This is a genomic window from Bacteroides sp. D1 (genome assembly GCF_000157095.2).
Classification (GTDB): Bacteria; Bacteroidota; Bacteroidia; order Bacteroidales; family Bacteroidaceae; genus Bacteroides; species Bacteroides xylanisolvens.
In genome coordinates, this window is the sequence record NZ_JH114350.1 from 665,038 (window position 1) to 686,934 (window position 21,897).

The 21,897-nt window shown below is 44.0% G+C and carries 17 protein-coding genes; 6 read left to right on the forward strand and 11 right to left on the reverse strand.

The window, feature by feature from the left end; translation table 11 throughout:
- The first annotated feature begins 3 nt into the window (after positions 1–3).
- The 5 genes from BSAG_RS02265 to BSAG_RS02250 all read left to right on the forward strand — a co-directional run bounded on the left by BSAG_RS02265 (position 4) and on the right by BSAG_RS02250 (position 3,817).
- Positions 4–843, forward strand: a complete 840-nt coding sequence (locus tag BSAG_RS02265; RefSeq protein ID WP_004314958.1) for a transporter substrate-binding domain-containing protein — start codon at positions 4–6, stop codon at positions 841–843.
- A 159-nt stretch (positions 844–1,002) separates the two neighbouring features.
- A complete protein-coding gene (locus BSAG_RS24630; protein ID WP_004314959.1) occupies positions 1,003–1,275 on the forward strand; it encodes a hypothetical protein in 273 nt (90 codons plus the stop codon).
- A gap of 80 nt (positions 1,276–1,355) precedes the next feature.
- Complete coding sequence (locus tag BSAG_RS02260; RefSeq protein WP_004314960.1) at positions 1,356–2,342, forward strand: Gfo/Idh/MocA family protein; 987 nt, start codon at positions 1,356–1,358, stop codon at positions 2,340–2,342.
- A gap of 155 nt (positions 2,343–2,497) precedes the next feature.
- Entirely contained in the window at positions 2,498–2,968 is a 471-nt protein-coding gene (locus tag BSAG_RS02255; RefSeq protein WP_004314961.1) for a nucleoside deaminase, read from the forward strand.
- Between the two features lie 39 nt (positions 2,969–3,007).
- Positions 3,008–3,817 carry a fimbrillin family protein gene (locus tag BSAG_RS02250; protein ID WP_008770902.1) on the forward strand — a complete coding sequence of 270 codons (810 nt, stop codon included), beginning with the start codon at positions 3,008–3,010 and terminating at the stop codon, positions 3,815–3,817.
- 119 nt (positions 3,818–3,936) lie between these two features.
- Here BSAG_RS02250 and BSAG_RS02245 read toward each other — a convergent pair whose 3' ends face one another.
- Together BSAG_RS02245 and BSAG_RS02240 are read right to left on the reverse strand one after the other, a co-directional pair.
- On the reverse strand, positions 3,937–5,532 hold the full coding sequence (locus tag BSAG_RS02245) for a hypothetical protein (RefSeq protein WP_004314963.1): 1,596 nt from the start codon (positions 5,530–5,532) through the stop codon (positions 3,937–3,939).
- A gap of 25 nt (positions 5,533–5,557) precedes the next feature.
- Positions 5,558–6,892, reverse strand: a complete 1,335-nt coding sequence (locus BSAG_RS02240; RefSeq protein WP_004314964.1) for a hypothetical protein — start codon at positions 6,890–6,892, stop codon at positions 5,558–5,560.
- Positions 6,893–7,117: 225 nt separating this feature from the next.
- Here BSAG_RS02240 and prmA point away from each other — a divergent pair, with 225 nt between their 5' ends.
- Entirely contained in the window at positions 7,118–7,966 is an 849-nt protein-coding gene (gene prmA / locus BSAG_RS02235; protein WP_004314966.1) for a 50S ribosomal protein L11 methyltransferase, read from the forward strand.
- A 226-nt stretch (positions 7,967–8,192) separates the two neighbouring features.
- Here the strand turns inward: prmA and BSAG_RS02230 are convergent, their stop codons facing one another.
- The 9 genes from BSAG_RS02230 to BSAG_RS02190 all read right to left on the reverse strand — a co-directional run bounded on the left by BSAG_RS02230 (position 8,193) and on the right by BSAG_RS02190 (position 21,895).
- Positions 8,193–8,699 (reverse strand): flavodoxin, encoded by a 507-nt coding sequence (locus BSAG_RS02230; RefSeq protein ID WP_004314967.1) that lies wholly within the window; start codon positions 8,697–8,699, stop codon positions 8,193–8,195.
- A gap of 12 nt (positions 8,700–8,711) precedes the next feature.
- Entirely contained in the window at positions 8,712–10,748 is a 2,037-nt protein-coding gene (locus tag BSAG_RS02225) for a thiamine pyrophosphate-dependent enzyme (protein ID WP_004314968.1), read from the reverse strand.
- 37 nt (positions 10,749–10,785) lie between these two features.
- Positions 10,786–12,222 carry a dihydrolipoamide acetyltransferase family protein gene (locus tag BSAG_RS02220; RefSeq protein WP_004314969.1) on the reverse strand — a complete coding sequence of 479 codons (1,437 nt, stop codon included), beginning with the start codon at positions 12,220–12,222 and terminating at the stop codon, positions 10,786–10,788.
- 108 nt (positions 12,223–12,330) lie between these two features.
- Positions 12,331–13,053 (reverse strand): biotin/lipoate A/B protein ligase family protein, encoded by a 723-nt coding sequence (locus tag BSAG_RS02215; protein WP_004314970.1) that lies wholly within the window; start codon positions 13,051–13,053, stop codon positions 12,331–12,333.
- Positions 13,054–13,072: 19 nt separating this feature from the next.
- On the reverse strand, positions 13,073–14,416 hold the full coding sequence (lpdA, locus tag BSAG_RS02210; RefSeq protein WP_004314971.1) for a dihydrolipoyl dehydrogenase: 1,344 nt from the start codon (positions 14,414–14,416) through the stop codon (positions 13,073–13,075).
- A 76-nt stretch (positions 14,417–14,492) separates the two neighbouring features.
- Positions 14,493–15,386 (reverse strand): glycoside hydrolase family 25 protein, encoded by an 894-nt coding sequence (locus BSAG_RS02205; protein ID WP_004314972.1) that lies wholly within the window; start codon positions 15,384–15,386, stop codon positions 14,493–14,495.
- A 172-nt stretch (positions 15,387–15,558) separates the two neighbouring features.
- Positions 15,559–17,205, reverse strand: a complete 1,647-nt coding sequence (locus BSAG_RS02200) for a diphosphate--fructose-6-phosphate 1-phosphotransferase (RefSeq protein ID WP_004314973.1) — start codon at positions 17,203–17,205, stop codon at positions 15,559–15,561.
- A gap of 206 nt (positions 17,206–17,411) precedes the next feature.
- Entirely contained in the window at positions 17,412–18,791 is a 1,380-nt protein-coding gene (locus BSAG_RS02195) for an efflux transporter outer membrane subunit (protein WP_004314974.1), read from the reverse strand.
- Positions 18,791–21,895 (reverse strand): efflux RND transporter permease subunit, encoded by a 3,105-nt coding sequence (locus BSAG_RS02190; RefSeq protein ID WP_004314975.1) that lies wholly within the window; start codon positions 21,893–21,895, stop codon positions 18,791–18,793. Before BSAG_RS02190 ends, BSAG_RS02195 begins: the two co-directional genes overlap by 1 nt.
- Between the last annotated feature and the right edge of the window lie 2 nt (positions 21,896–21,897).

Sequence of the window (21,897 nt, forward strand, 5' to 3'; positions counted from 1 at the left end):
CTTATGGTAACACGCCCCAAATTGAGACTGTCCCGATATTTAGTGCCCGTAATCATTGTATTGGCAATCATCTTTTCTATCCGCCAATGCGGTAATCAGGAAAAGCCGTCAGGACACCCGCGTGATTATGCAGCCATTGCCAAAGAAGGCATATTGCGTGTAGCGACTGAATATAACTCGATCAGTTTCTACGTGGACGGTGATACCGTTTCCGGTTTCCATTACGAACTGATACAGGCTTTTGCCTATGACAAGGGATTAAAGACCGAAATAACACCCCTGATGAGTTTCGAAGAACGGCTGGAAGGATTAAGCGAAGGACGTTACGATGTAATTGCCTGCGGCATATTAGCTACCAGCGAACTGAAAGATTCTCTGCTCCTCACCTCTCCCATCACGCTTAACAAACAAGTGCTCGTGCAACGGAGAGAAAACGGAGAAAACGATTCACTCTATATCCGTAACCAACTGGACTTGGCGGGGCGGACACTTCACGTAGTAAAAGGCTCTCCCTCCATCCTGCGTATCCAAAACCTGGGAAATGAAATCGGAGATACCATTTATATCAAAGAAATAGATAAATACGGTTCCGAACAATTAATCTCAATGGTAGCTCATGGAGATATCGACTATGCCGTTTGTGACGAAAGCATCGCACGCGCGGCCGCCGATTCCATCCCGCAGATAGATATAAATACAGCCATCAGCTTTACACAATTCTACTCATGGGCAGTCAGCAAACAATCACCCGCTTTACTCGATAGTTTGAATACATGGCTGGATAAATTCCAAAAGGAGAAAGAATACCAGAAGATTTATAAAAAGTACTATGATAAAGAATAACCTTATCATAGTACAGATCAGAAGAAAACAATCAAAAACAGAATGTAAGATAGATATATTCATGTCTATTACGAGAAATAAACTCCCAAAGACTTGACTTTCGCTTTCGAATGTCGTATCTTTACAGAGTTAATGATAAAGTAGTTTCAATTAAACTACATGCAAAGGAGGGAATCGCGATTCTCTCCTTTCTTTTTATCCATCCGGGGAAAACTTCTCCCCGCCCCGACTTTTCCTTTCGCTTTGCCCGGTGGTTATGGTTCTTCAGCCGGAGAATCAGCAATGTTCACCTTGCTTCTTACCGAAATGAAGTATATATCCGCCTCAAACAGACGTTCTGTTTGCCTGAAACAGAGCCTTTGTTCCGATAAAATAGAGCTTCTGTTGAAACAAAACACAATGTCTGTTTTCCAACTGTCCCCGCTAAGTTAATAATCAATAAAGTTGCTCTTGACAAAAAATAGCTTTATCTTTGGGGTTTGTTAGAACAGACACAATAGGTATATTATATTATGAGTGAAAAGATGATCAAATGGGGCTTCATTGGTTGCGGAGAAGTAACCAAGACGAAAAGCGGTCCCGCTTTCCAGAAAGTAGAACATTCGGAAGTCGTAGCCGTGATGAGTCGTGACGGCGCGAAAGCGAAAGCGTATGCCAAAGAGAGAGGAATCAAGAAATGGTATGACGATGCACAGGAGCTGATAGATGATCCGGAAGTAAACGCTGTCTATATCGCCACTCCTCCTTCTTCACACGCTACGTATGCCATTATGTCCATGAAAGCGGGTAAACCGGCCTATATTGAGAAACCAATGGCGGTGACGTATGAAGAATGTACCCGAATCAACCGCATATCCAATGAAACGGGGGTTCCCTGTTTCGTAGCATACTACCGACGTTATCTTCCCTATTTCCAGAAAGTAAAGGAATTAGTAGAGAACGGGACGATCGGCAACGTTATCAATGTACAGATTCGTTTTGCCCAGCCGCCACGCGATCTGGATTACAATCGTGATAATCTTCCCTGGCGTGTGCAGGCTGATATTGCCGGAGGCGGCTACTTCTACGACCTTGCTCCGCATCAGATTGATTTGTTGCAGGATATGTTCGGTTGCATCCTCGAAGCAAGCGGTTACAAGAGTAATCGCGGCGGACTTTATCCTGCCGAAGATACATTAAGCGCCTGTTTCCAATTTGACAACGGACTGGTGGGTAGTGGTTCCTGGTGCTTCGTAGCCCATGATTCTGCCCGCGAAGACCGCATAGAGATTATCGGTGACAAAGGAATGATTTGCTTCTCTGTCTTTACTTACGAACCTATCGGACTACATACCGAGAAAGGACGGGAAGAAATCTGTATCGGTAACCCGGAACACGTGCAACAGCCTCTTATCCAAGCAGTAGTAGACCACTTATTGGGTAAGTCGGTTTGCTCTTGCGACGGCGAAAGTGCAACGTTGACTAACTGGGTAATGGACAAGATCTTAGGTAAGCTATAACCCTAAAAAAAGCAAAAAAAAGTTCCTTCTTTTTCCGGATTCTGCCGGTATTGTTAAAAAATTAATAGGGACATTCCATTGTATATTGTTAGTTTTTTCTATCTTTGTAGGAAGAAGCAAAGAAAAAATGAAACTAACAATATATTTTTTGTGCCATGACTAAAGAAGCTTTAATGAGAAAAGCGATCGAGCTTTCAAAAGAAAATGTTGAAAATGGTGGAGGTCCTTTCGGTGCTGTGATTGCCACGAAAGACGGAGAAATTGTTGCAACAGGAGTTAATCGTGTCACTGCATCTTGTGATCCTACGGCTCACGCCGAGGTAAGCGCCATACGTGCCGCAGCTGCCAAACTCGGAACATTTGATCTTAGCGGATACGAAATCTATACTTCCTGCGAACCTTGCCCCATGTGCCTGGGTGCTATTTATTGGGCACGCCTGGATAAGATGTACTATGGAAACAACAAGACTGATGCCAAAAACATCGGCTTCGACGACTCTTTTATCTATGACGAACTGCAACTGAAACCTGAAGACAGAAAGCTGCCTTCCGAAATCCTACTACATAATGAAGCCCTTACTGCCTTCAAAGCCTGGGTGGCCAAAGAAGACAGAGTAGAATATTAGAAAACCTCTCACTATTATTAACCTATTAATTACCCTCAAATGAAAAGAAAAAGCCTTTTATTTGTTATGGCATCAGTATGCCTGTTCAGTTGTCAACAGCAAGAAGAACTGCAAGATCCCAGTAAAGGAGTGATCGACTTTTCTACTTCTATTGACCAAAGTATCAACAATGCTCTTACTCGTAACAGCAGTAGTCTGACACTTCCGTTAAAAAGCAATTTCGCTGCCGGAGATGTTATCTCCATGTCCGTTGCCGAGCAAGATTATCATCCGTTTGCCATAGGCATGGATAGCCAAACCTGGAACGAAGCAGGCACCGATTCGGAAACGGTTACTTTCTATGCTCATTACCCTGAATTGACCAACGAAGCTGCTACTACCAGATCATTGAGCAGCCGCTATCGTGAAATCAAGGGTGGCTTAGAATATTTGTTCGGTACAGCCCAAGCCAACAAAGGTTCTAAGAATGTTGCTCTTACATTCAAGAGAATGACAACACCCGTCGTTCTGCTCGACGAGAACAACCAGCCTTACGAAGGTAGAGCAATCGTTAAACTGTTCTTGAAGAACAAAGGTGTACAGGACCTGTTCAGCGGTAAAATCGAAGCTGACCCCAATGCAAAACCGGAATACATTGATATCCGGAAAGTATCTGAAGGTATCTTGACTAACTTGATTCCACAGATCATCAAAGCCGGCGAGAAAATAGGAACGGTTATTCTGGAGGACGGTAAAGAAGAACCTATCATCGCAGAGGAGGACATTACCATAGAAGCCGGAACTCCTGTAGCGGTAAAAATGTACGCAAGACGCGGAATCATTGACGAACGAACTCCACTATTCAGATAAGACTGAAGAATAAAAAGTGATACTAATAAAAATCCCCGGAACCGCTGTAGACACTCAGCATTCCAGGGATTTTTTACACACAAAAGTTATTATTGAAATTGAAAACTGTCTTTTTTAGGTTAGAAACGCATACCTAAAGTAAGAACCACTTTATGGTTGTTGTTCGTCACTTTCGTTCCAGGTAAATCTAAACTATCAAAAGCATAGAATGTTTCTTTATAAGTATTATACATATATGCCATGTCTACATAGAAACTTTCACCACGATAGCCACAACCCAATGTATAATTATTAGTAGCACCCGGATTAGAAAATTCCGTATCAGTACGCATTGAATTTACAGGAAGATACTTAAAAGCATCTGATTTCAAAGGAGCAGTAATATGATTATATCCTAAACGGAATGCAAATTCCGGTGCTAACTTAAATTCAGCTCCAACACGAAGTGTATGAACTGCTTTCATCATTGCTTTAATGTCTTCTGTCTGACCTAATTCATATCCGTCCGGATCTTTCATTTTAGCTGAAGTACGGTCTGAATATTCATACTCAACTCCCAATGCTACAGAAGAACCGATGGTATATCCCATACTTGCATTAAACTTCCACGGAGTAATTAACTTATATTCATATTCTCCTTCAGTATCATTTCCACGGGCATCATAAGGTTTGGTAATGCCACGTGTAGTCTCATTCAAATCAAAATTAATATAAGCAGTATTCCGTTCCTTCAAACTAAAGAAAGTCGGAGTATGTACAGCAGCACCAATACGGAATGAGGATGACTCAAAAGGACGAAGAATAAAACCTAGTTTAAAATCAACTCCACTACCATCTACCCAAAAGTCATTTCCCAACGTATATCCTCCATGACCATTTCCGTCCTTATCAGTAAAGTCTTCATTATATTCACTAGTCCTGTCATAGTTTACACTATAAAGTCCTAATGTTGCTCCAACATAAAAACGATCATAAAAATTCAGCGCACCATTCAAATCAAAAGAATGGATACCTCCACTTTCTTTCGAACGATAAGACTGGCTCACAGCATCTCCTGCCTGAAAATAGGGTTCATATCCCTCAAAAGGAGGAACTGCATCTGGATTCTCTGGATCTACTTTCCCATAAACAGGATTCACTAAATGTGCATTATATCCCATAATACCCAACCAAGGCAATTCAGGATTCTGAAAAGCATCATCGCTCCTCAAAGCAGCTTCTGTGAACGGATCAAAGTCTCTGTATGAATCAAAGTTCACCATATTAGCCATCTGAACTGTTTGAGAAGTATTGAATACTCCACTCACCAGCATACTTCTATTGAAGGACTTCATTTTGCGATAATTGAAACCAAAGTTGGCAAATCTCAAAGCAGTTGTATTTCCTATTTTTGTAGAGAATACAAATCCGGCATTATCAAATGAGCCATGAAACTTATCAAGACTTGCCCCATTCGCTTTCACTCCTGTATTATCAAAGCCAAATGAAACCATAACATCATTGCTACGATAAATTCCGATACCGGCAGGATTAGTTCCTATAGTGGTTATATCTCCGCCTAAAGCTCCCATGGCACCGCCCATACCTACAAAGCGGGCAGTTCCATTTAAATCACTTCCCATCCATCGATTTGCATCATAGATAGTTGTTTGAGCATTTAGAAATCCTACACTTATCAAAAGAATACAAATCGCTAATATTCTATTACTTTTCATAATCAATCTCTTTTGAAATTATAAACTATCTTCTATAGCTACCACCAGAACTACGTGAAGAACCACCACCGCCGCTACTACGTGAAGAACTGCCACTGCTGCCAGAACTACGAGAATAACTACCGCTACTACCTGATGAATAGCTACTTCCACTACTTCTTGAATAACTACCTGAATTAGAAGAGCGGGATGATGATCTGTCAGGCGTATAACTTCTTGATGGAGAAGTGGAACTTCCACGTGAATAGCTACTACTGCTACGGCTACTATTTGTTCCGGAACTTCGTGTCGAACTATTACTTCTATTATAAGAGGAACCAGAATTGCGTGTACTAGTACCAGAAGTACGTGTACTGCTTGGACGTGTATACGTTTCTGTATTTCTACGAGAGTATGAACTTCCTGAACGAACAGAGCTATTGCTACCGCTACGAGTATAATCGCGAGTACCTACAACTCTACTATTTGTACCTGTACTACCTGAACGGCGAACACTTTGTCCAACAGAAGAATTAGCTGGTCTGGTAGTTGATGAACCGACACCTCTTCTGTAAGAAGTAGAATTATAATTTCTCGAACCAGAATAATAGGAACGATTATTACCATTAATCACACTACGTCCGGCATAATAAGGTCTTCCACCTCCGCCCCAGCCCCAGCTAGGACCACCGTGCCAGTGGTGATGATGTCCCCAATATCCGCCGCCATACCAGCCACCCCAGTAGCCGCCTCCCCAATAACCGGGGTAATATCCCCAAGAGTAATAAGGACGATTCCATCCCCAGCCATAGTTCCATCCCCAGCCGTAAGAGCCATAACGCCAATCCCACCAAAGCGGGTTACTGAACGTCGGGAATGCATAAGCATACATACCATCGGTATATACGTTCCAATCCCATGAGTTCGGACCGTAAACTACATCCCAGTACAACGGGCTGCTGATACTGATAGCAAAACGCGGATTGCGGAAACGGATGATACGTTCAGCGTATTCATAGTCGTCTGTTGTACCATTGAATTCGCCCGTCACCCATTCTCCGTCCAAATCCGGATTAGATTTTTCTTTTATATATAAGGTATCATTATCCATTACGAATTCATTTTCACGTGCATCGTAACGGCGGTTATATTCATCCACATCCCGTGTTCTTCCCTTACGGTCCTGAACAACCACTGTAGTACCCGGTGAAGTATAGATGTTAGTCGTCACCTGTTTCTTCGGTTCCTTCTTAACTGGAGTTTCTTTCTTCTCCTGTTTGTCTTTGGAAGGTACGAAGTAAAGGTCGTCATCAACGCTTTGTGCAAAGATACCTATCGGAAGGCACAAGGCAAATAGCAAGAAATAAACAATCTTTTTCATATCATCTCGGTTTATGTAATTACTTAAACTTATTCACGTTACAAAGATAAGGAAGAGATTTTTCGTCCGGGGGAGATTTTCCCCAAAGGATAATAGGGAAATCCCTATTTCTAACTATCTTTGTAGAAGATACAACGCTCACCGGCATAAAGTTCAGGCAAACTTGACTTTCTATACCCGGATTGCTGTATCTTTGCACATTATTCACCAGCATTAAAAACAACTATGAAGTATTTTGAGTTCACATTCCGCACCCAGCCTTGTACCGAAACCGTCAATGACGTACTGGCTGCCATATTGGGTGAAGTCGGATTTGAAAGTTTTGTTGAGTGTGAAGGCGGACTGACCGCATATATCCAACAGACATTGTGTGATGAAAACGCCATCAAGATTGCCATCAACGAGTTCCCCCTACCCGATACGGATATTACTTATACATATACCGAAGCGGAAGACAAGGACTGGAACGAGGAATGGGAAAAGAATTTCTTCCAACCCATCATTATCGGAAACCGATGTGTGATCCACAGCACTTTCCACCAAGATGTCCCCAAAGCGGAATATGACATCGTCATCAATCCTCAAATGGCCTTCGGAACAGGACACCACGAAACTACCAGCCTCATCATTGAAGAATTATTGGACAGCGAACTGAAAGATAAATCCCTGCTCGATATGGGCTGCGGAACTTCGATTCTTGCCATCCTCGCACGTATGCGGGGCGCACGTCCCTGTACGGCCATCGACATTGATGAATGGTGCGTACGAAACTCCATCGAAAACATCGAGTTGAACCACGTAGACGATATTGCCGTATCACAAGGAGATGCCTCGTCGCTTGTAGGAAAAGGACCTTTCGACGTTATCATCGCCAACATCAACCGGAATATATTACTGAATGATATGAAGCAATATGTTGCCTGTATGCATACGAATTCCGAACTCTATATGAGTGGATTTTATATAGACGACATTGCCGCCATCCGCGAAGAAGCGGAGAAGAACGGACTGACTTTCGTTCATTATAAAGAGAAGAATCGTTGGGCAGAAGTGAAATTTATTTATAAAGGATAAGAGCCAACAAATATCTTTAAAAGAGAAAGCTCCCTTATCATTAAAAGATATAAGAAAGCAAGCAAAAATCGCAGTCGATATACGCTATAAACAAGCGTAAGACTCCAGATTAATGCAGAAAAAAAATAGTGACGGTATACGCGTGGGATAGTGACGCTATCCATAGCATATACCGTCACTATTTGCATCGGATAGCGTCACTATCTTATAAAGAGAAATAAAGTCGTTACGCGAACTCTTTTTTGACCTGTTGGCACCATGCTTTGATTTTCTTTTCCGCCTGTTCGGACTGATTATCCAAATCGACAACCAACCCGCACCACTGCTCGCCACGTAAAGCCTTGGAACGTTCGAAAGTGTAACCTTCGGAAGAAGTAAAACCGACCAAGGTAGCCTCATCCCCTTCAAAGACTTCTGCCAGCAAACCGATTCCATCTGCAAAATTTTCCGGATAGCGTATCTGATCTCCCAAACCGAAGATAGCAACCTTCTTACCTTTCAATTTCATTGTCCGGAGTTCCGGCAACAGTTCGTCCCAATAAGTAGGAAGTTCCCCGTCAAACCAAGTGGAAGCACCCACAATGAAGCAGTCATAAGCTGCAAAATCATTCTGCCAGGCCTGCTCGATAGGCACTACTTCTATCTTGTCTTCACCAAACTCTTTCTGTATTTTCTCTGCCACCCAACTCGTTCTTTCGGCTTTGGTAGCATAAAACAAACCTATCTTTTTCATAATTCTTCTCTTTTAATATTCCAATAATTTCCGTGCAGCTTCGTATATCTTAGCTTCGTCCGGCAAAATTTCTTTTTCCAGTATCGGATTGAAACCGACGGGAGTAAACGTAGAACCGACACGCTGCACCGGTCCGTCGAGATAACGGAACATTTCCTCACCAATCATTGCTGCAAGCTCCGCACCAAAACCGGAGAATACTTTATCTTCATGTACAACCAATGCTTTGCTGGTCTTCTTGACCGATTCAAATATTGCCTCTTTATCCAGCGGAATCAGAGAACGAATATCGATCACTTCTACTTTCCAACCACCCTCTTTCTCCAATCGTTCGGCGACATGCAGACAGAAATGGGTCGTATTTCCGTATGTGATAATACTCAAATCCGTACCCTCACGGCGGATACGTGCTTTTCCGAAAGGTACTTCAAAGTCTTCCGGCACCACAGTGGCGGCTTCTACCGAATTATACAATGCTTTCGGTTCGAGAAACAAAGTAAATCCCTTAGAGCGCATACTAGTACGTAACAATCCGGCTGCATCATCTGCAAAAGAAGGGCAGACAATTCGTGCTCCCGGCAATGTAGTCAAAGCTCCTTCTATATTTTGAGAGTGATACAGCCCTCCACCGATATAACCTCCGGAAGCCAACCGCAGCGTTATATTCGGGGCAAACTTACCATTGCTGCGCCAATACTCATGCGTACATTCTACATATTGTTCTACGGCAGGCCAGAAGTAATCAGCAAACTCCGCTCCCTCTATCACGACATGGATTTTAGGATCAAAGCGGCTCATTCCATTGGCAGTGCCTACAATATAATCTTCGGCAATCGGCGCACTGAACACACGGGCTTCGCCGAATTCCTGCTGCATCCCTTTGGTGACATTAAACACACCGCCTTTCTCTCTGTTTGCTACGTCCTGTCCCCAGATAAACGTATCGGGATTGTAGCGGAATTCGGCTTTCAATGTCTCGTTAATGGCATTTACCAGGAAGGTCTTTTCGCCCTCTGCTTCATGAGTACCTTCTTTGTACTTCTGGGGTTGATAAGGTTCGGGCATCACAAAATCGTAGATGCTCTTAGGATCAGGATCGGGAGCAGCCAACGCTTTTCGGTTGGCAGCCGACAGTTCTTTCTTTGCGTCAGCTTCGATCTGTTGCAACTCTTCTTCTGTCAGGCGTTTGTAACGCAACAACATCCGGCGGAATTTCATCAGCGGATCGGCATCTTTTACGTATTCCAGTTCGTTCTCATCCCGGTACAGGGTATGTTTATCCGAGTTGGAATGGGAACCGATACGAACACAGTTGGCCTGCACAATCACCGGATTACGGGTTTCCCTTGCATATTCGTGGGCTTCGGTCATGGCATTCATCGAGTCGAACACATCTTTTCCATTGCAATAGATGATTTTCAGATTCTTGAAGCCGGAGAAGTTCTCGGCAACTTTGCGGTTGGCTGTCTGTTCCGATTTAGGGACAGAGATACCATATCCGTTGTCCTGTATCACAAAAATAACAGGAAGACGTTCAAGGCTGGCGCCATTGATAGCCTCATATACAAATCCTTCAGAAGTGGCAGATTCTCCATGGGAAGTGATGGCGACTCCTTTATGTCCATAATATACCATTGCCCGCGCCACACCTGCCGCATGAAGGTCGTGTGTACCCGTTGCAGAAGAAATGTTTTCGATGTGCCATTCCGGTTTGGCGAAATGGTTCGACATGTGACGTCCGCCGCTGCCCGGGTCTGTCGCTTTCGAGATACCATTCAGGATGATTTCTTCTGGAGTCATTCCGGCAGAAAGTACAGTCAGCATATCGCGGTAGTAAGGAAACAGGAAGTCTTCGCCCAAAGTGAATACCTGACCGATGGCAAGCTGAATACCATCATGCCCCGCGTAAGGAGCATGATAAGACCAACCCAAAGATTGCAGCAGGTATGACGGTGCTTTTTCATCCAAAGCACGCCCCAATGTCATCAGATGATACCACTTTTTCAGGGTTTCTACATCTGTCGTTTTTATATCATATTTCTTTTTCATAGTGAATGAAGTTCTTAATGAGTGAAACAATCAGTTATCAGCCTTGCCAGTTTTCGAGGTAGTCGGCTATAAAGTGGAGGAAGTTACCTCCCAACATTCCGTCTACTACCCGATGGTCGTAAGACAAAGACAGATACATTTTATGGCGGATGGCAATCGTATCGCCTTCCGGTGTTTCTATCACAGCAGGTTTCTTTTCAATATATCCTACTCCCAAAATAGCAACCTGCGGCTGATTAATAATCGGTGTACCGAACAGGCTCTTGAACGTTCCGAAATTGGTAATGGTAAATGTACCGCCATCAATATCTTCCGGCATTAATTTATTATCCCTTGCTTTCAGGGCTAAAGAGTCAATGGCAACTGCCAGGCCATTCAGATTCAAATGGTCGGCGTCATGCACCACAGGCACAATCAGATTTCCATCATTCAGAGAGACAGCAATACCTACATTGATATGTTTCTTAAAGAGGATATTATATCCGTCTACTGACACATTCACTTGAGGATAGGCTACCAATGCTTTCGCTACGGCCTCGGTTATCACAGGCATATAAGTCAACTTCACTCCTTCGCGACGGAAGAAAGCATCTTTATTCTTTTCGCGCCAACGCACCAGTTTGGTGACGTCTACTTCTACCACATTGGTTACATGAGGAGATACTTTCTTAGACATAACCATGTGGTCGGCAATAATCCGGCGAACACGATCCATCTCTTTCACTTCAACTCCAGGCATGGCAACAGGAGCAGACGATTTGGATGAAGTAGCAGCCGACTGTACAGCAGGGGCAGATGCAGCCGGAGACGTTTTCGGAGTTATCGGTTCGGGAGCAACAGCCACCGATGGTTTGCTTGCAGCCGGAGCAGCAACAGCAGAGGCCGGTTTCGGTTCAGCCATATCGCCTCTTTTCTTCTTTTCAATATAGTCTTTTATATCTTTCTTACTCAACCGCCCTTCATAACCCGTACCTTGTATAGCATCCAACTCTTCTTTCGGAATCTTAGCCTCCCGCGCCAACTGAATCACAACAGGAGAATACCAACGTTCTTCCTCAACAGCAACGGGTTTGGATGTATCAACGGGGGGTGATGCAGTATTCACTGATTGACTCTTAGCAATGTCTGCTGCTGATTGTGATGTTCCGGAAACATCAGCGGCAACCTGACTGGCATCAGCTCCTTCGTTTGTGGCACCTTCGCTTGCCGGCTCCGTACCGGATGATTCTTCGCCATCCAAATCAATAATGGCAACTACTATTCCTACAGCTACCGTGTCACCTTCCTTATATAAAATCTCCTCCACTTTTCCCGCTACGGGAGAAGGGATTTCTGCACTTACTTTAGCAGTATTCACTTCAAAAAGCACATCGTCTTCCTGAATCATGTCACCCACCTTTACAGACCAAGAGACAATGGTCCCTTCGGTTATACTCTCGCCCAACTTAGGCATTTTTATTTCGAATTTTGACATAGACAGTAATTTTATTATTCAACCTTAGATATATTACAACAATGGGCTGAAATAGAAAGTTTTAAGTTAAGTAAAATTTAACCGGAGTCCAATCGGCACAACCAAGCATCAACGGCTATATATCCACTCTTTCTGAATATATTTCTCTTCCCGGAGCTGATTGACAGCTTCTATCTCCTCCTTAGTGAAAGCACTGACAGATTGCGACTTACTGAAATACTGAAAAGCCTTTTCTTTGAAATCAGTGACAGTCCCCGCCGGCAAATGCCTGCGAATATTAGTTACCTCACTCCGAACGGAAGGAACAGCATATACAGACGACAACGTTTCATCATCGACCATCGGTTCCGGATTCAATGCCTGATGCAACGCTGTAAGGTCTGTATCATACAATAGCGTGCAATGATACAATACCCGATCCTTGTACAGGCATTGCGCACTTCCTGATATTTTCAATCCATTCAGATAAATCCCCAATCGTTCGCCTCCTGTTGCCATCAGTCCCATAGAGTTCAGGAAATCCAACGTCCTCTGCAAATACGTGACAAACTCCGGCAAGCGGGGAGTCGTTTCTATAAAAGTCAGATTGACATTGCCCAAATCATGGTACACTGCTCCCCCACCGGAAAAACGACGGGCAATATGTACCTGCTCCCGTTCCGCCCATTCCTGATCGACTTCCGACCGTAACCGTTGATGTTTCCCTATTACCACAGAAGGAGTGTCCTGCCAAAGCATGAAAATGTCTTCATTTCCCTGCTTCAACAGATATTCTTCTGCAGCCAAGTGAAAGTAAATATCAGAAAACGGACTATAGATACATCGAATCATAGGTCAGACAGAATAAGAGTTAAAACATAATCTCGTGATAAATCTCTCCGACCGTAGGATGCGGAAATACAGTCTTCTGAAATTCTTCCACCGTATAGCCTCTCTGAATAGCAATACCTGCGATCACAATAAGTTCTGACGCCGGATTTCCCAACATGTGGCAACCGATGATCTTCCCTTCTTCATCCTGAATCAGTTTACAAAGGCCGTTTCCCTGTTCATTCTCGGCTACGAACCGACCGGAATAAGCCATCGGTAATTTGGATACACGGTAAGAAAGTCCTGATTTTATCAGTTCTTCTTCTGTCTTTCCTACGCCCGCCACTTCGGGATTGGTATAAACAACTCCCGGAACACAATCGTAATTCATCCGGTCTTCCACTCCCAAGATATGATTGATAGCGACTTCCGCTTCACGAATAGCGGTATGTGCCAATAAAGAATAACCTGTAATATCCCCACAAGCATATACACGGGGATGCGAAGTCAACAGATGTTCATCTACTTTGACCCCGTTCCGATGCAATTCTATATTCAGCTTGTCCAGCCCCACTTTGGATAAATTTGCCTTACGGCCTACACTAAGCAAGATTTTCTCCGCTTCAATAGTGGAAACTTTGCCTTCTTTTTCTATCACGACTCCATGAGCGTTCACTTCCACTACTTTCGTATTTAAATAGAAAGTGACTCCCCGTTTGGCATATTCGGCACGAAGCATACCGCTCGTTTCCTTATCCATCGCTCCCAAAATCTCCGGCATCATTTCTACCACATGCACCTTTACTCCCATACTGTTGAAGAAAGAAGCAAATTCCATCCCGATCACTCCACCGCCAATAATAACCAGCGTCTTGGGAAGTTCTTTTATCTCCAACGCCTCCTTGGAAGTCCAATAACTGACTCCCGACAATCCCGGTATGGGAGGAATCACTGTATCGGAGCCGGTACATACCAGCAAGTATTTCACAGAATAGGTTTCTCCATCACAAGTGATGCGAATCATCCCCTCTTTCTCTCCTTCTATAAAAGCTTCTTTCTCCACGATCGTCACTCCGTAAGAATTCACAGTCATCTTCACGCCACCCGTCAACATTTTCACTGTTTTGTCTTTGCGGCTCATAATCTTGGATAAATCGAACGAAGGAGAATCGGCAGAAACGCCATATTTGGAAGCACTTTTAATGCTATCCAGTATTTTAGCAGAATATAACAAAGTTTTAGTAGGAATACACCCCTCATTGAGACACACTCCACCCATTGCCTTTTTCTCAAAAAGAACGGCTTTTAATCCGTTGGCCCCCGCCCGTTCGGCAGCTGTGTACCCGGCAGGACCACCACCAATAATAGCTATATCAAAGTTCATAATCGTATCTTTTTTAGTAATAATACGATTATAACAAATGAGAGAAGAGATAAGTTGTTGGGAAAAGAAATACCTGTTATTTAATTGTCAGCTTTTTAAGTTCCTCTAACGAGCCATTGAACACGTTCAGGTCTACGTCTTCTTTGATGCCGGGAACACTTCCCACATCAGTATGTTGCCAAAAGTCCCATTTCCCCTGATATTTTACAGAGTCAACATAATAATGGGCAATCCAGTAAGGGTATGTATTGAAGATAGAATCGTCCAGATAACGGGTTTTAAATTTATAAGAAGTATAAAGAATAGGTTTCACTCCATAATGAGATTCCACCCGATCCAGCCAGCGCTTAATGCCTTGCTGCAATTCCTTTTTTTCCTTCCGCCCGGTCACTTCCACATCAAGTACGGGAGGTAAATCACCCGTGTCCAGTTTCACCGTACGAATAAAGAAGTCCGCCTGTTTCAAAGCATCCGTACCAGGAATATAAAAATGATAAGCACCACGGATAAATCCATGGTTACGGGCATTGGCGAAGTTCGCCTCAAAGGTAGTATCGTTATGGTCTCCTCCTTCTGTAGCTTTCATAAAAACGAAATGCAAAGGAGTAGCCGTTTCTTTATTCTGCAACAGTCTTTTCCAATCAATCTTTCCCTGATAATGAGAAATGTCAATACCATGAATATCATATCCGTCAGGGATACAAACTCCGTATTCCTTTAAACCATGACAAGGTTTCCATCGATAAGCATAAGGACGGATAAAGAAATAGTAGAATACAACGGAAAAACAACCGACAATCACCACTGCCAAAATGTTACGAATCCAGACAGGCATCACAGTTCGATGCTTCATCTGTTCCTTTTTTGAGGTACGGGAAGTTTTGGAAGAAGAGGTCGTTCCCTTTTTCTTGGTAGTGGAAACGGTTCTTTTCTTCTGTACGGCAGACATCGGGTTGTTGCGTTGCGGCATTTACTTTAAACGATCAATGTTTTTAGAGATAGGCACGGATTACGCGAATTAACACGGTTTTTTAGTTATTTCTTATAAACCGTGTATTCCGTGTAGTCCGTGCCTGAAAGAATCTTTCATTGCAGCTGTTATTGCAACTGTTACATCAACAACTGCTCTGAAGGAAGTGTATTTATTTAGCTTGTTCCAGCTGCAAAGTCTTAGTTGCCTGGTCGCAAACTTCTGTAGGACCGAAGTACTGGATCGGACCCGGATATACATAATCCGTTTCGATAGCCCAACGATCACGTTGCGCAGCAAATGCCTTGAAAGGAGCACCATCCAGTTTCACCAATGCTTTCTGAATAACCGGTTTCATTTCACCGTGGCGACGTTCCATGTTCATCATCATAGTGATAGGCACACCACCTGCGATCCATTCGGCAGCAGGAGCAGTTGTGTTGCGTACAGAAGACATATAACCAGTCTTACCGTTAGCAATCAACATAGAAGCTGTGTAACCCAAAGAGTAGCAATAGTCAGCGTCAAAGTTTGATGGAGCAGCACAACGTCCTTCATAACCGAAGAAGTGGTGTTGAGCAGCAAATTTACCAACATACTTGCCTGCTTCTTTCCATGAAGCCAATTTGGTAGCTACCATTTCAGACAACAGCTTTTCTGTTTCGATCAGTGATACCTGAACGTTTCCGTGCGGGTCACGATCCAAAGTCAGCTGGCGGGCAACGCCTTCCGGCAGACTTGCATAGATAGCAGAGTTTTCCGGAGAAAGTTTGCGGATGATATAATCACGTTGGTGAGATTTCTTAATCTGACCGAATTCTTCAGCATTAGCAGCCAGGAAGTCGTTCAATTCAGCAATCAGGCGTTTCATGGCAGGAATGAATTCTACCAATCCTTCCGGAATCAATACAGTACCGAAGTTGTTTCCCTGTGCAGCACGGTCAGCTACCACTTTAGCGATGTAAGTCACTACATCGTCCAAAGACATATCTTTAGCTTCTACTTCTTCAGAAACGATACATACGTTAGGCTGTACCTGTAAAGCACATTCCAGTGCGATGTGAGAAGCCGAACGACCCATCAACTTGATGAAGTGCCAGTATTTACGTGCAGAGTTACAGTCACGTTGGATGTTACCGATTACTTCCGCATAAGTCTTACATGCTGTATCGAAACCGAAAGAAGTTTCAATCATATCGTTCTTCAAGTCACCGTCGATTGTTTTCGGGCAACCGATTACCTGTACACCGTAGTTCTTAGCTGCATAGTATTCAGCCAATACACAAGCGTTTGTGTTAGAGTCGTCACCACCAATGATAACCAATGCTTTGATGCCAAGTTCTTTGATGATTTCATATCCCTTTTCGAATTGGCTTTCTGCTTCCAGCTTCGTACGTCCGGAACCGATGATATCGAAACCACCAGTGTTACGGTATTCGTCGATAATATCAGCAGTCAGTTCCATATAATTGTGATCTACCAGACCACCAGGACCTAGAATAAAACCATATAATTTGTTTTCCGGGTTCAATTTCTTGATACCGTCGAACAAACCGGAGATTACATTGTGTCCGCCCGGAGCCTGACCACCGGAAAGAATTACACCTACGTTCATAGCGGGAAGAGCAACAGCTTCACCAGCTTCGAATGTAATCAACGGCATTCCATACGTGTTCGGGAATAATGCTTTGATAGCTTCCTGATCGGCTACAGATTGAGTAGCAGCACCTGCTACAGCCTTAACAGCTCCTGATGCCAATGCTTTCGGAAGTTTGGGCTGGTAAGCAGCCCTTGCGATTTGCAATGCACTTTTAGTCATTTTCTTTAATTTTTTATTTAAAGGTGTTAGTAAGTTTCTTGTCAAACTTGAAAAGCGTTGCAAATTTCGCACTTTTTTCCGAATTATGAAAATTCTTCTGTTGTTGTTTTTAAGACAAAAAGAAGAAGAAAGAAAAATTAAGGCTACCTCCCGGTGTGGGAGATAGCCTTTACGTTTTCTTCAATGACTGAATCGATATGATAATTCTAGGGATTTTGTTCCCAGCCTCCACCAAGAGCCTTATAGAGTTGAACTACCGCAATCAACTCGTCACGGATAGCATTACTCAACCCAATCTGTGCATCAAAATATCCACGTTGGGCATCCAATACGTCCAGATAATTAATAACTCCATTGATGTATTGCAGTTGTGCCAGGTCCATGTAGCTCTTGGCCGAACGTTCCAGATTGGCACGAAGTTCGTACACTTCCTTGATCTTGTTGAAGTTGACAATCGCATTACGTGTTTCCTTGAAAGCTTCCAGTACAGCTTTTTCATAACTATGTACTTCAGCTTCATAAGCTGCCTTTTTTGCTTTCAATGCCGCACGATTCTTTCCCCAACCAAAGATCGGAGTCAGCAAAGCTCCTTCCATCACTGCGTATGGAGATTTCAAAAGTTCCGACAAAGAAGTACTTTCACTACCGAAACCACCTGTCAGGGCAAGACGCGGGAACATATTTGTATAAGCCACTCCCACTTTCGCATTGGCAGCAATCAATTTCTGCTCTGCCTGACGAATGTCGGGACGACGTTCCAATAATGTAGACGGCAATCCAACAGGAAGTGTTTCCGGAGAGTTGAATTCCTGAAGCAAACGGGAACGGGCTATCTTATTAGGATATTCACCCGCAAGATAGGCAATATCATTTTCTTTCAGGGAGATTTTACGTTCGAGGTCAGGAACCAAAGTTGCCGTACGCGCCAACTCCACCTGCGCCTGCCGATAGGAAGTCTCGGAAGTCAATCCGCCGGCAAACCGGATACGCGCCAAACGTACTCCTTCTTCACGGGCTTTCAATGTTTGCTTTACAATGTCCAGTTCTGTATCTAAAGCAACCAATTCATAGTAAGCCTGTGCCACTTCAGCAACAATCGTCATCCGCAATGCGCGTTGTGCCTCGATAGATTGCAGATACTCGGCAATACTGGCCGAACGTGCCCAACGCAGATTTCCCCAAAGATCAAGTTCCCATGAAACGAGAAATTGTGCTTCAAAGGTCTCTGATCTCTTGAAAGCATCTCCTCCATGATTTTCGAGTTCACGTTCTGCCGTTACTTTTCCTTTGATATCCGGAAGTAACGCAGCGGTGGAAATACGTTTCTGTGCTGCCATTTCTTTCACACGGGCAGCGGCAATCAACATATCCTTGTTATGATCCAGTGCACGTTCTATCAGACTTCTCAAGGTAGCATCCGTATAAATATCCCTCCAGTCCTGATCGCCGAAGCTGATCGAGTCTTGCGCTCTTTCCAAGCTGTCGGGCAAATGAAGATCAGGACGGACATAGCTTTTCCCTACCTTGCAGGAAGTCAAGACTCCGGCAAGTAACAGGATAGCAATATATAGTTTCTTTCGTTTCATTATTTCTTATGTTTTAAAATTTTCGACTTTGTTTTATACACCATCACAAAGAAGAACGGCACAAGAATGATACCGAATACAATGGCAAATATCATTCCGAAAAATACACCTGTACCGATTGCCTGCCGACTTGCCGACCCCGGACCGCTTGCCAATACCATCGGAAGCATACCGAGTACGAATGCGAGAGAAGTCATCAGAATCGGACGGAAACGCAATTTGGCTGCGTAGATAGCCGACTGCACCAGGTCTTCACCTTTATCTACCTGTACTTTTGCAAACTCTACAATCAAAATCGCGTTCTTAGCGGCAAGTCCCACCAGCATTACCAGACCAATCTGGAAATAGACATCGTTCTCCAATCCGCAAACCCAGACTCCTAAATAGGCTCCCAAAGCGGCAACAGGTAAAGAGAGCAACACGGCAATAGGCACCGTCCAACTTTCGTATTGGGCAGCAAGGAAGAGGAATACGAACAGGAATACCAATGCCATCACCATACCAGTCTGACCTCCCGCCTGCTTCTCCTGATAAGAAAGGCCACTCCATTCAAGACCGATATTATCGGGAAGATGGTCACGGGCAATCTGCTCCATGATTTCCATCGCCTGTCCGGAACTATATCCCTGTGCAGCTGCTCCACGAATAACGGCCGTAGTAAACATATTGAAACGTTTAATACTTCCCGGTCCTGTGGTATAGGAGGCATTTCCTAAAGAAGTCAACGGTACCATCGCTCCATTGGAGGCCTTCACGAAGAACAGATTGATATTGTCTTTGTGTTCCCGGTAAGGAGCTTCCGCCTGAATGTAAACCTTATATATACGGTTGAACATATTAAAGTCGTTCACATACACCGAACCGGTATAAGCCTTCATGGTAGAGAACACATCAGCCAGTGGCACACCCAGCATCTTTACTTTGTCACGGTCTACATCGAAATAGAGTTGTGGTATTTCCGACTGCAAAGAAGATGACAGACCAGCCAGCTCTTTGCGCTTGGATGCGTAGTACATTAATGTATCTGCCGCGTCTACCAAATTATCGAAAGTGGCTTCTCCACGAGCTTCCAATTGCATTTCAAAACCTCCCGAGCTACCCAGTCCCGGAATAACCGGAGGAGTGGACAGATAGACTTTACATTCGGGATATTCCCTCAAATGTTTTTCCACCGTATCCATAATCTTCTCAATAGTGGTACTCTTCCGCTCTTCCCAAGGTTTCAGGATCACCGTCAGTTCAGCACGTCCCTGGTTACTTCCGACACGCGGACTACTTCCCGTTACATTCTGTATATATTCGATATATGGATTCTTCTCCAAATAAGCAATGGCACGTTCTGTTACGATACGGGTACGTTCCAAAGTAGCTCCTTCCGGCAGTTCCAATTCAATTTTGAAATATCCCTGGTCTTCTACAGGCAAGAAACTGGTCGGAATAATACGGTGAATCAGCATAATAGCGATCAATACCATACCAAAAGCACTTAAAACCCGGCGAGGATGCTTGATCGTACGAGTCACGGCAGCCACATATTTATTGCTACCGATGCCCAGCCATTCATTAATCTTCCGGAAAACGATATTCTTTTTCTTTCCGTTATCCGGCTTCAGAATCAATGAACACATCACCGGGCTCAATGTCAGAGCCACTACCGTAGAAATAAGTACGGACACCACAATCGTCACCGTAAACTGGCGATACAACTGCCCTGTAATCCCACTTAAAGAACTAACCGGAACGAACACTGCCGCCAATACCAGTGATGTGGCAATCAAAGCACTAGCAAGTCCGTTCATCGCTTTCTTCGTTGCTTCGTATGGGCTTAGATGTTCCGTTTCCATGATATGTTCTACGCCTTCCACCACCACAATCGCATCATCCACCACAATACCGATGGCAAGAATCAATCCGAGTAATGTCAGTATATTCAGCGAGAAACCGAAAATCAACATGAATCCGAAAGTACCGATCAATGAAATAGGCACCGCTACTACCGGAATCAACGTTGCACGCCAGCTCTGCAAGGATAGATAAACCACCAATACAACTAATACCAACGCTTCAAACAACGTCTTATATACTTCATGAATAGATTCGGAAATATAAGTCGTCATATCGAACGGAATCTCATAGCTCAATCCTTCCGGAAAATTCTTGCTAATCTCATCCATAGCCTCTTTGACCCTCTCGGCTACTTCCATCGCATTTGCTCCCGGCAACATATAAATGCCAAGCACAGCGGCATTCTCGCCGTTGATACCACTTTCCGTGTTATAGGAAGAAGCCTCCAACGATACACGCGCCACATCTTTCAACCTGATAATAGATCCGTTGGCATTGGCACGCACTACAATATCTTCAAACTGCCCTACGGTAGACAAACGTCCTTGAGTCGTAATAGGAATGGTAATATCCAGTCCCTGCACCGGTTGTTGTCCCAATACACCGGCCGCTGATTCACGGTTCTGATCCTTCAATGCATTCTGTAAATCCTGTACGGTCAGCCCAAAGTTTGCCAACTTATCGGGTTGCGCCCATATCTGCATCGCATAATAGCGGCTACCTATATTAGATACACGTCCAACCCCAGGAATACGGCGAATTACATCGAGCACGTTGATAGTAGCAAAGTTACTCAAATAAATTTCGTCGAACTTCGGATCAGTAGAAGTCAAACAAAGCGTCATCAACTGACTGGGAGCCTGTTTTTCTACTGAAATACCATTCTGAATGACTTCCGCCGGCAAACGGGATTCCGCTAATTTCACACGGTTTTGAATCTCAACGGCTGCCAAATCCGGATCAGCAGATACATCAAAAGTGACCGTTGCCGAAAAACCTCCGGAGTTAGAACTGTTTGATTCCATATAAAGCATACCCGGCGTACCATTGATTTCCTGCTCAATCGGAGTGGCTACTGCCTGCGACACGGTAAGTGCGCTGGCACCCGGATAGGATGCGCTGATCTTCACCACCGGAGGGGTAATCTGCGGATATTGATCCACCGGAAGCATCGTCAGACCAATAATGCCGACAATCACAATCACGATGGAGATTACGGCCGAGAAGACCGGCCTATCTATAAAAAAAGTAACTTTCATCG

Coding starts and splice junctions, on each gene's coding strand:
- BSAG_RS02265 (WP_004314958.1), top strand. CDS start 4: ATGGTAACACGCCCCAAATTGAGACTGTCCCGATATTTAGTGCCCGTA.
- BSAG_RS24630 (WP_004314959.1), top strand. CDS start 1,003: ATGCAAAGGAGGGAATCGCGATTCTCTCCTTTCTTTTTATCCATCCGG.
- BSAG_RS02260 (WP_004314960.1), top strand. CDS start 1,356: ATGAGTGAAAAGATGATCAAATGGGGCTTCATTGGTTGCGGAGAAGTA.
- BSAG_RS02255 (WP_004314961.1), top strand. CDS start 2,498: ATGACTAAAGAAGCTTTAATGAGAAAAGCGATCGAGCTTTCAAAAGAA.
- BSAG_RS02250 (WP_008770902.1), top strand. CDS start 3,008: ATGAAAAGAAAAAGCCTTTTATTTGTTATGGCATCAGTATGCCTGTTC.
- BSAG_RS02245 (WP_004314963.1), bottom strand. CDS start 5,532: ATGAAAAGTAATAGAATATTAGCGATTTGTATTCTTTTGATAAGTGTA.
- BSAG_RS02240 (WP_004314964.1), bottom strand. CDS start 6,892: ATGAAAAAGATTGTTTATTTCTTGCTATTTGCCTTGTGCCTTCCGATA.
- prmA (WP_004314966.1), top strand. CDS start 7,118: ATGAAGTATTTTGAGTTCACATTCCGCACCCAGCCTTGTACCGAAACC.
- BSAG_RS02230 (WP_004314967.1), bottom strand. CDS start 8,699: ATGAAAAAGATAGGTTTGTTTTATGCTACCAAAGCCGAAAGAACGAGT.
- BSAG_RS02225 (WP_004314968.1), bottom strand. CDS start 10,748: ATGAAAAAGAAATATGATATAAAAACGACAGATGTAGAAACCCTGAAA.
- BSAG_RS02220 (WP_004314969.1), bottom strand. CDS start 12,222: ATGTCAAAATTCGAAATAAAAATGCCTAAGTTGGGCGAGAGTATAACC.
- BSAG_RS02215 (WP_004314970.1), bottom strand. CDS start 13,053: ATGATTCGATGTATCTATAGTCCGTTTTCTGATATTTACTTTCACTTG.
- lpdA (WP_004314971.1), bottom strand. CDS start 14,416: ATGAACTTTGATATAGCTATTATTGGTGGTGGTCCTGCCGGGTACACA.
- BSAG_RS02205 (WP_004314972.1), bottom strand. CDS start 15,386: ATGCCGCAACGCAACAACCCGATGTCTGCCGTACAGAAGAAAAGAACC.
- BSAG_RS02200 (WP_004314973.1), bottom strand. CDS start 17,205: ATGACTAAAAGTGCATTGCAAATCGCAAGGGCTGCTTACCAGCCCAAA.
- BSAG_RS02195 (WP_004314974.1), bottom strand. CDS start 18,791: ATGAAACGAAAGAAACTATATATTGCTATCCTGTTACTTGCCGGAGTC.
- BSAG_RS02190 (WP_004314975.1), bottom strand. CDS start 21,895: ATGAAAGTTACTTTTTTTATAGATAGGCCGGTCTTCTCGGCCGTAATC.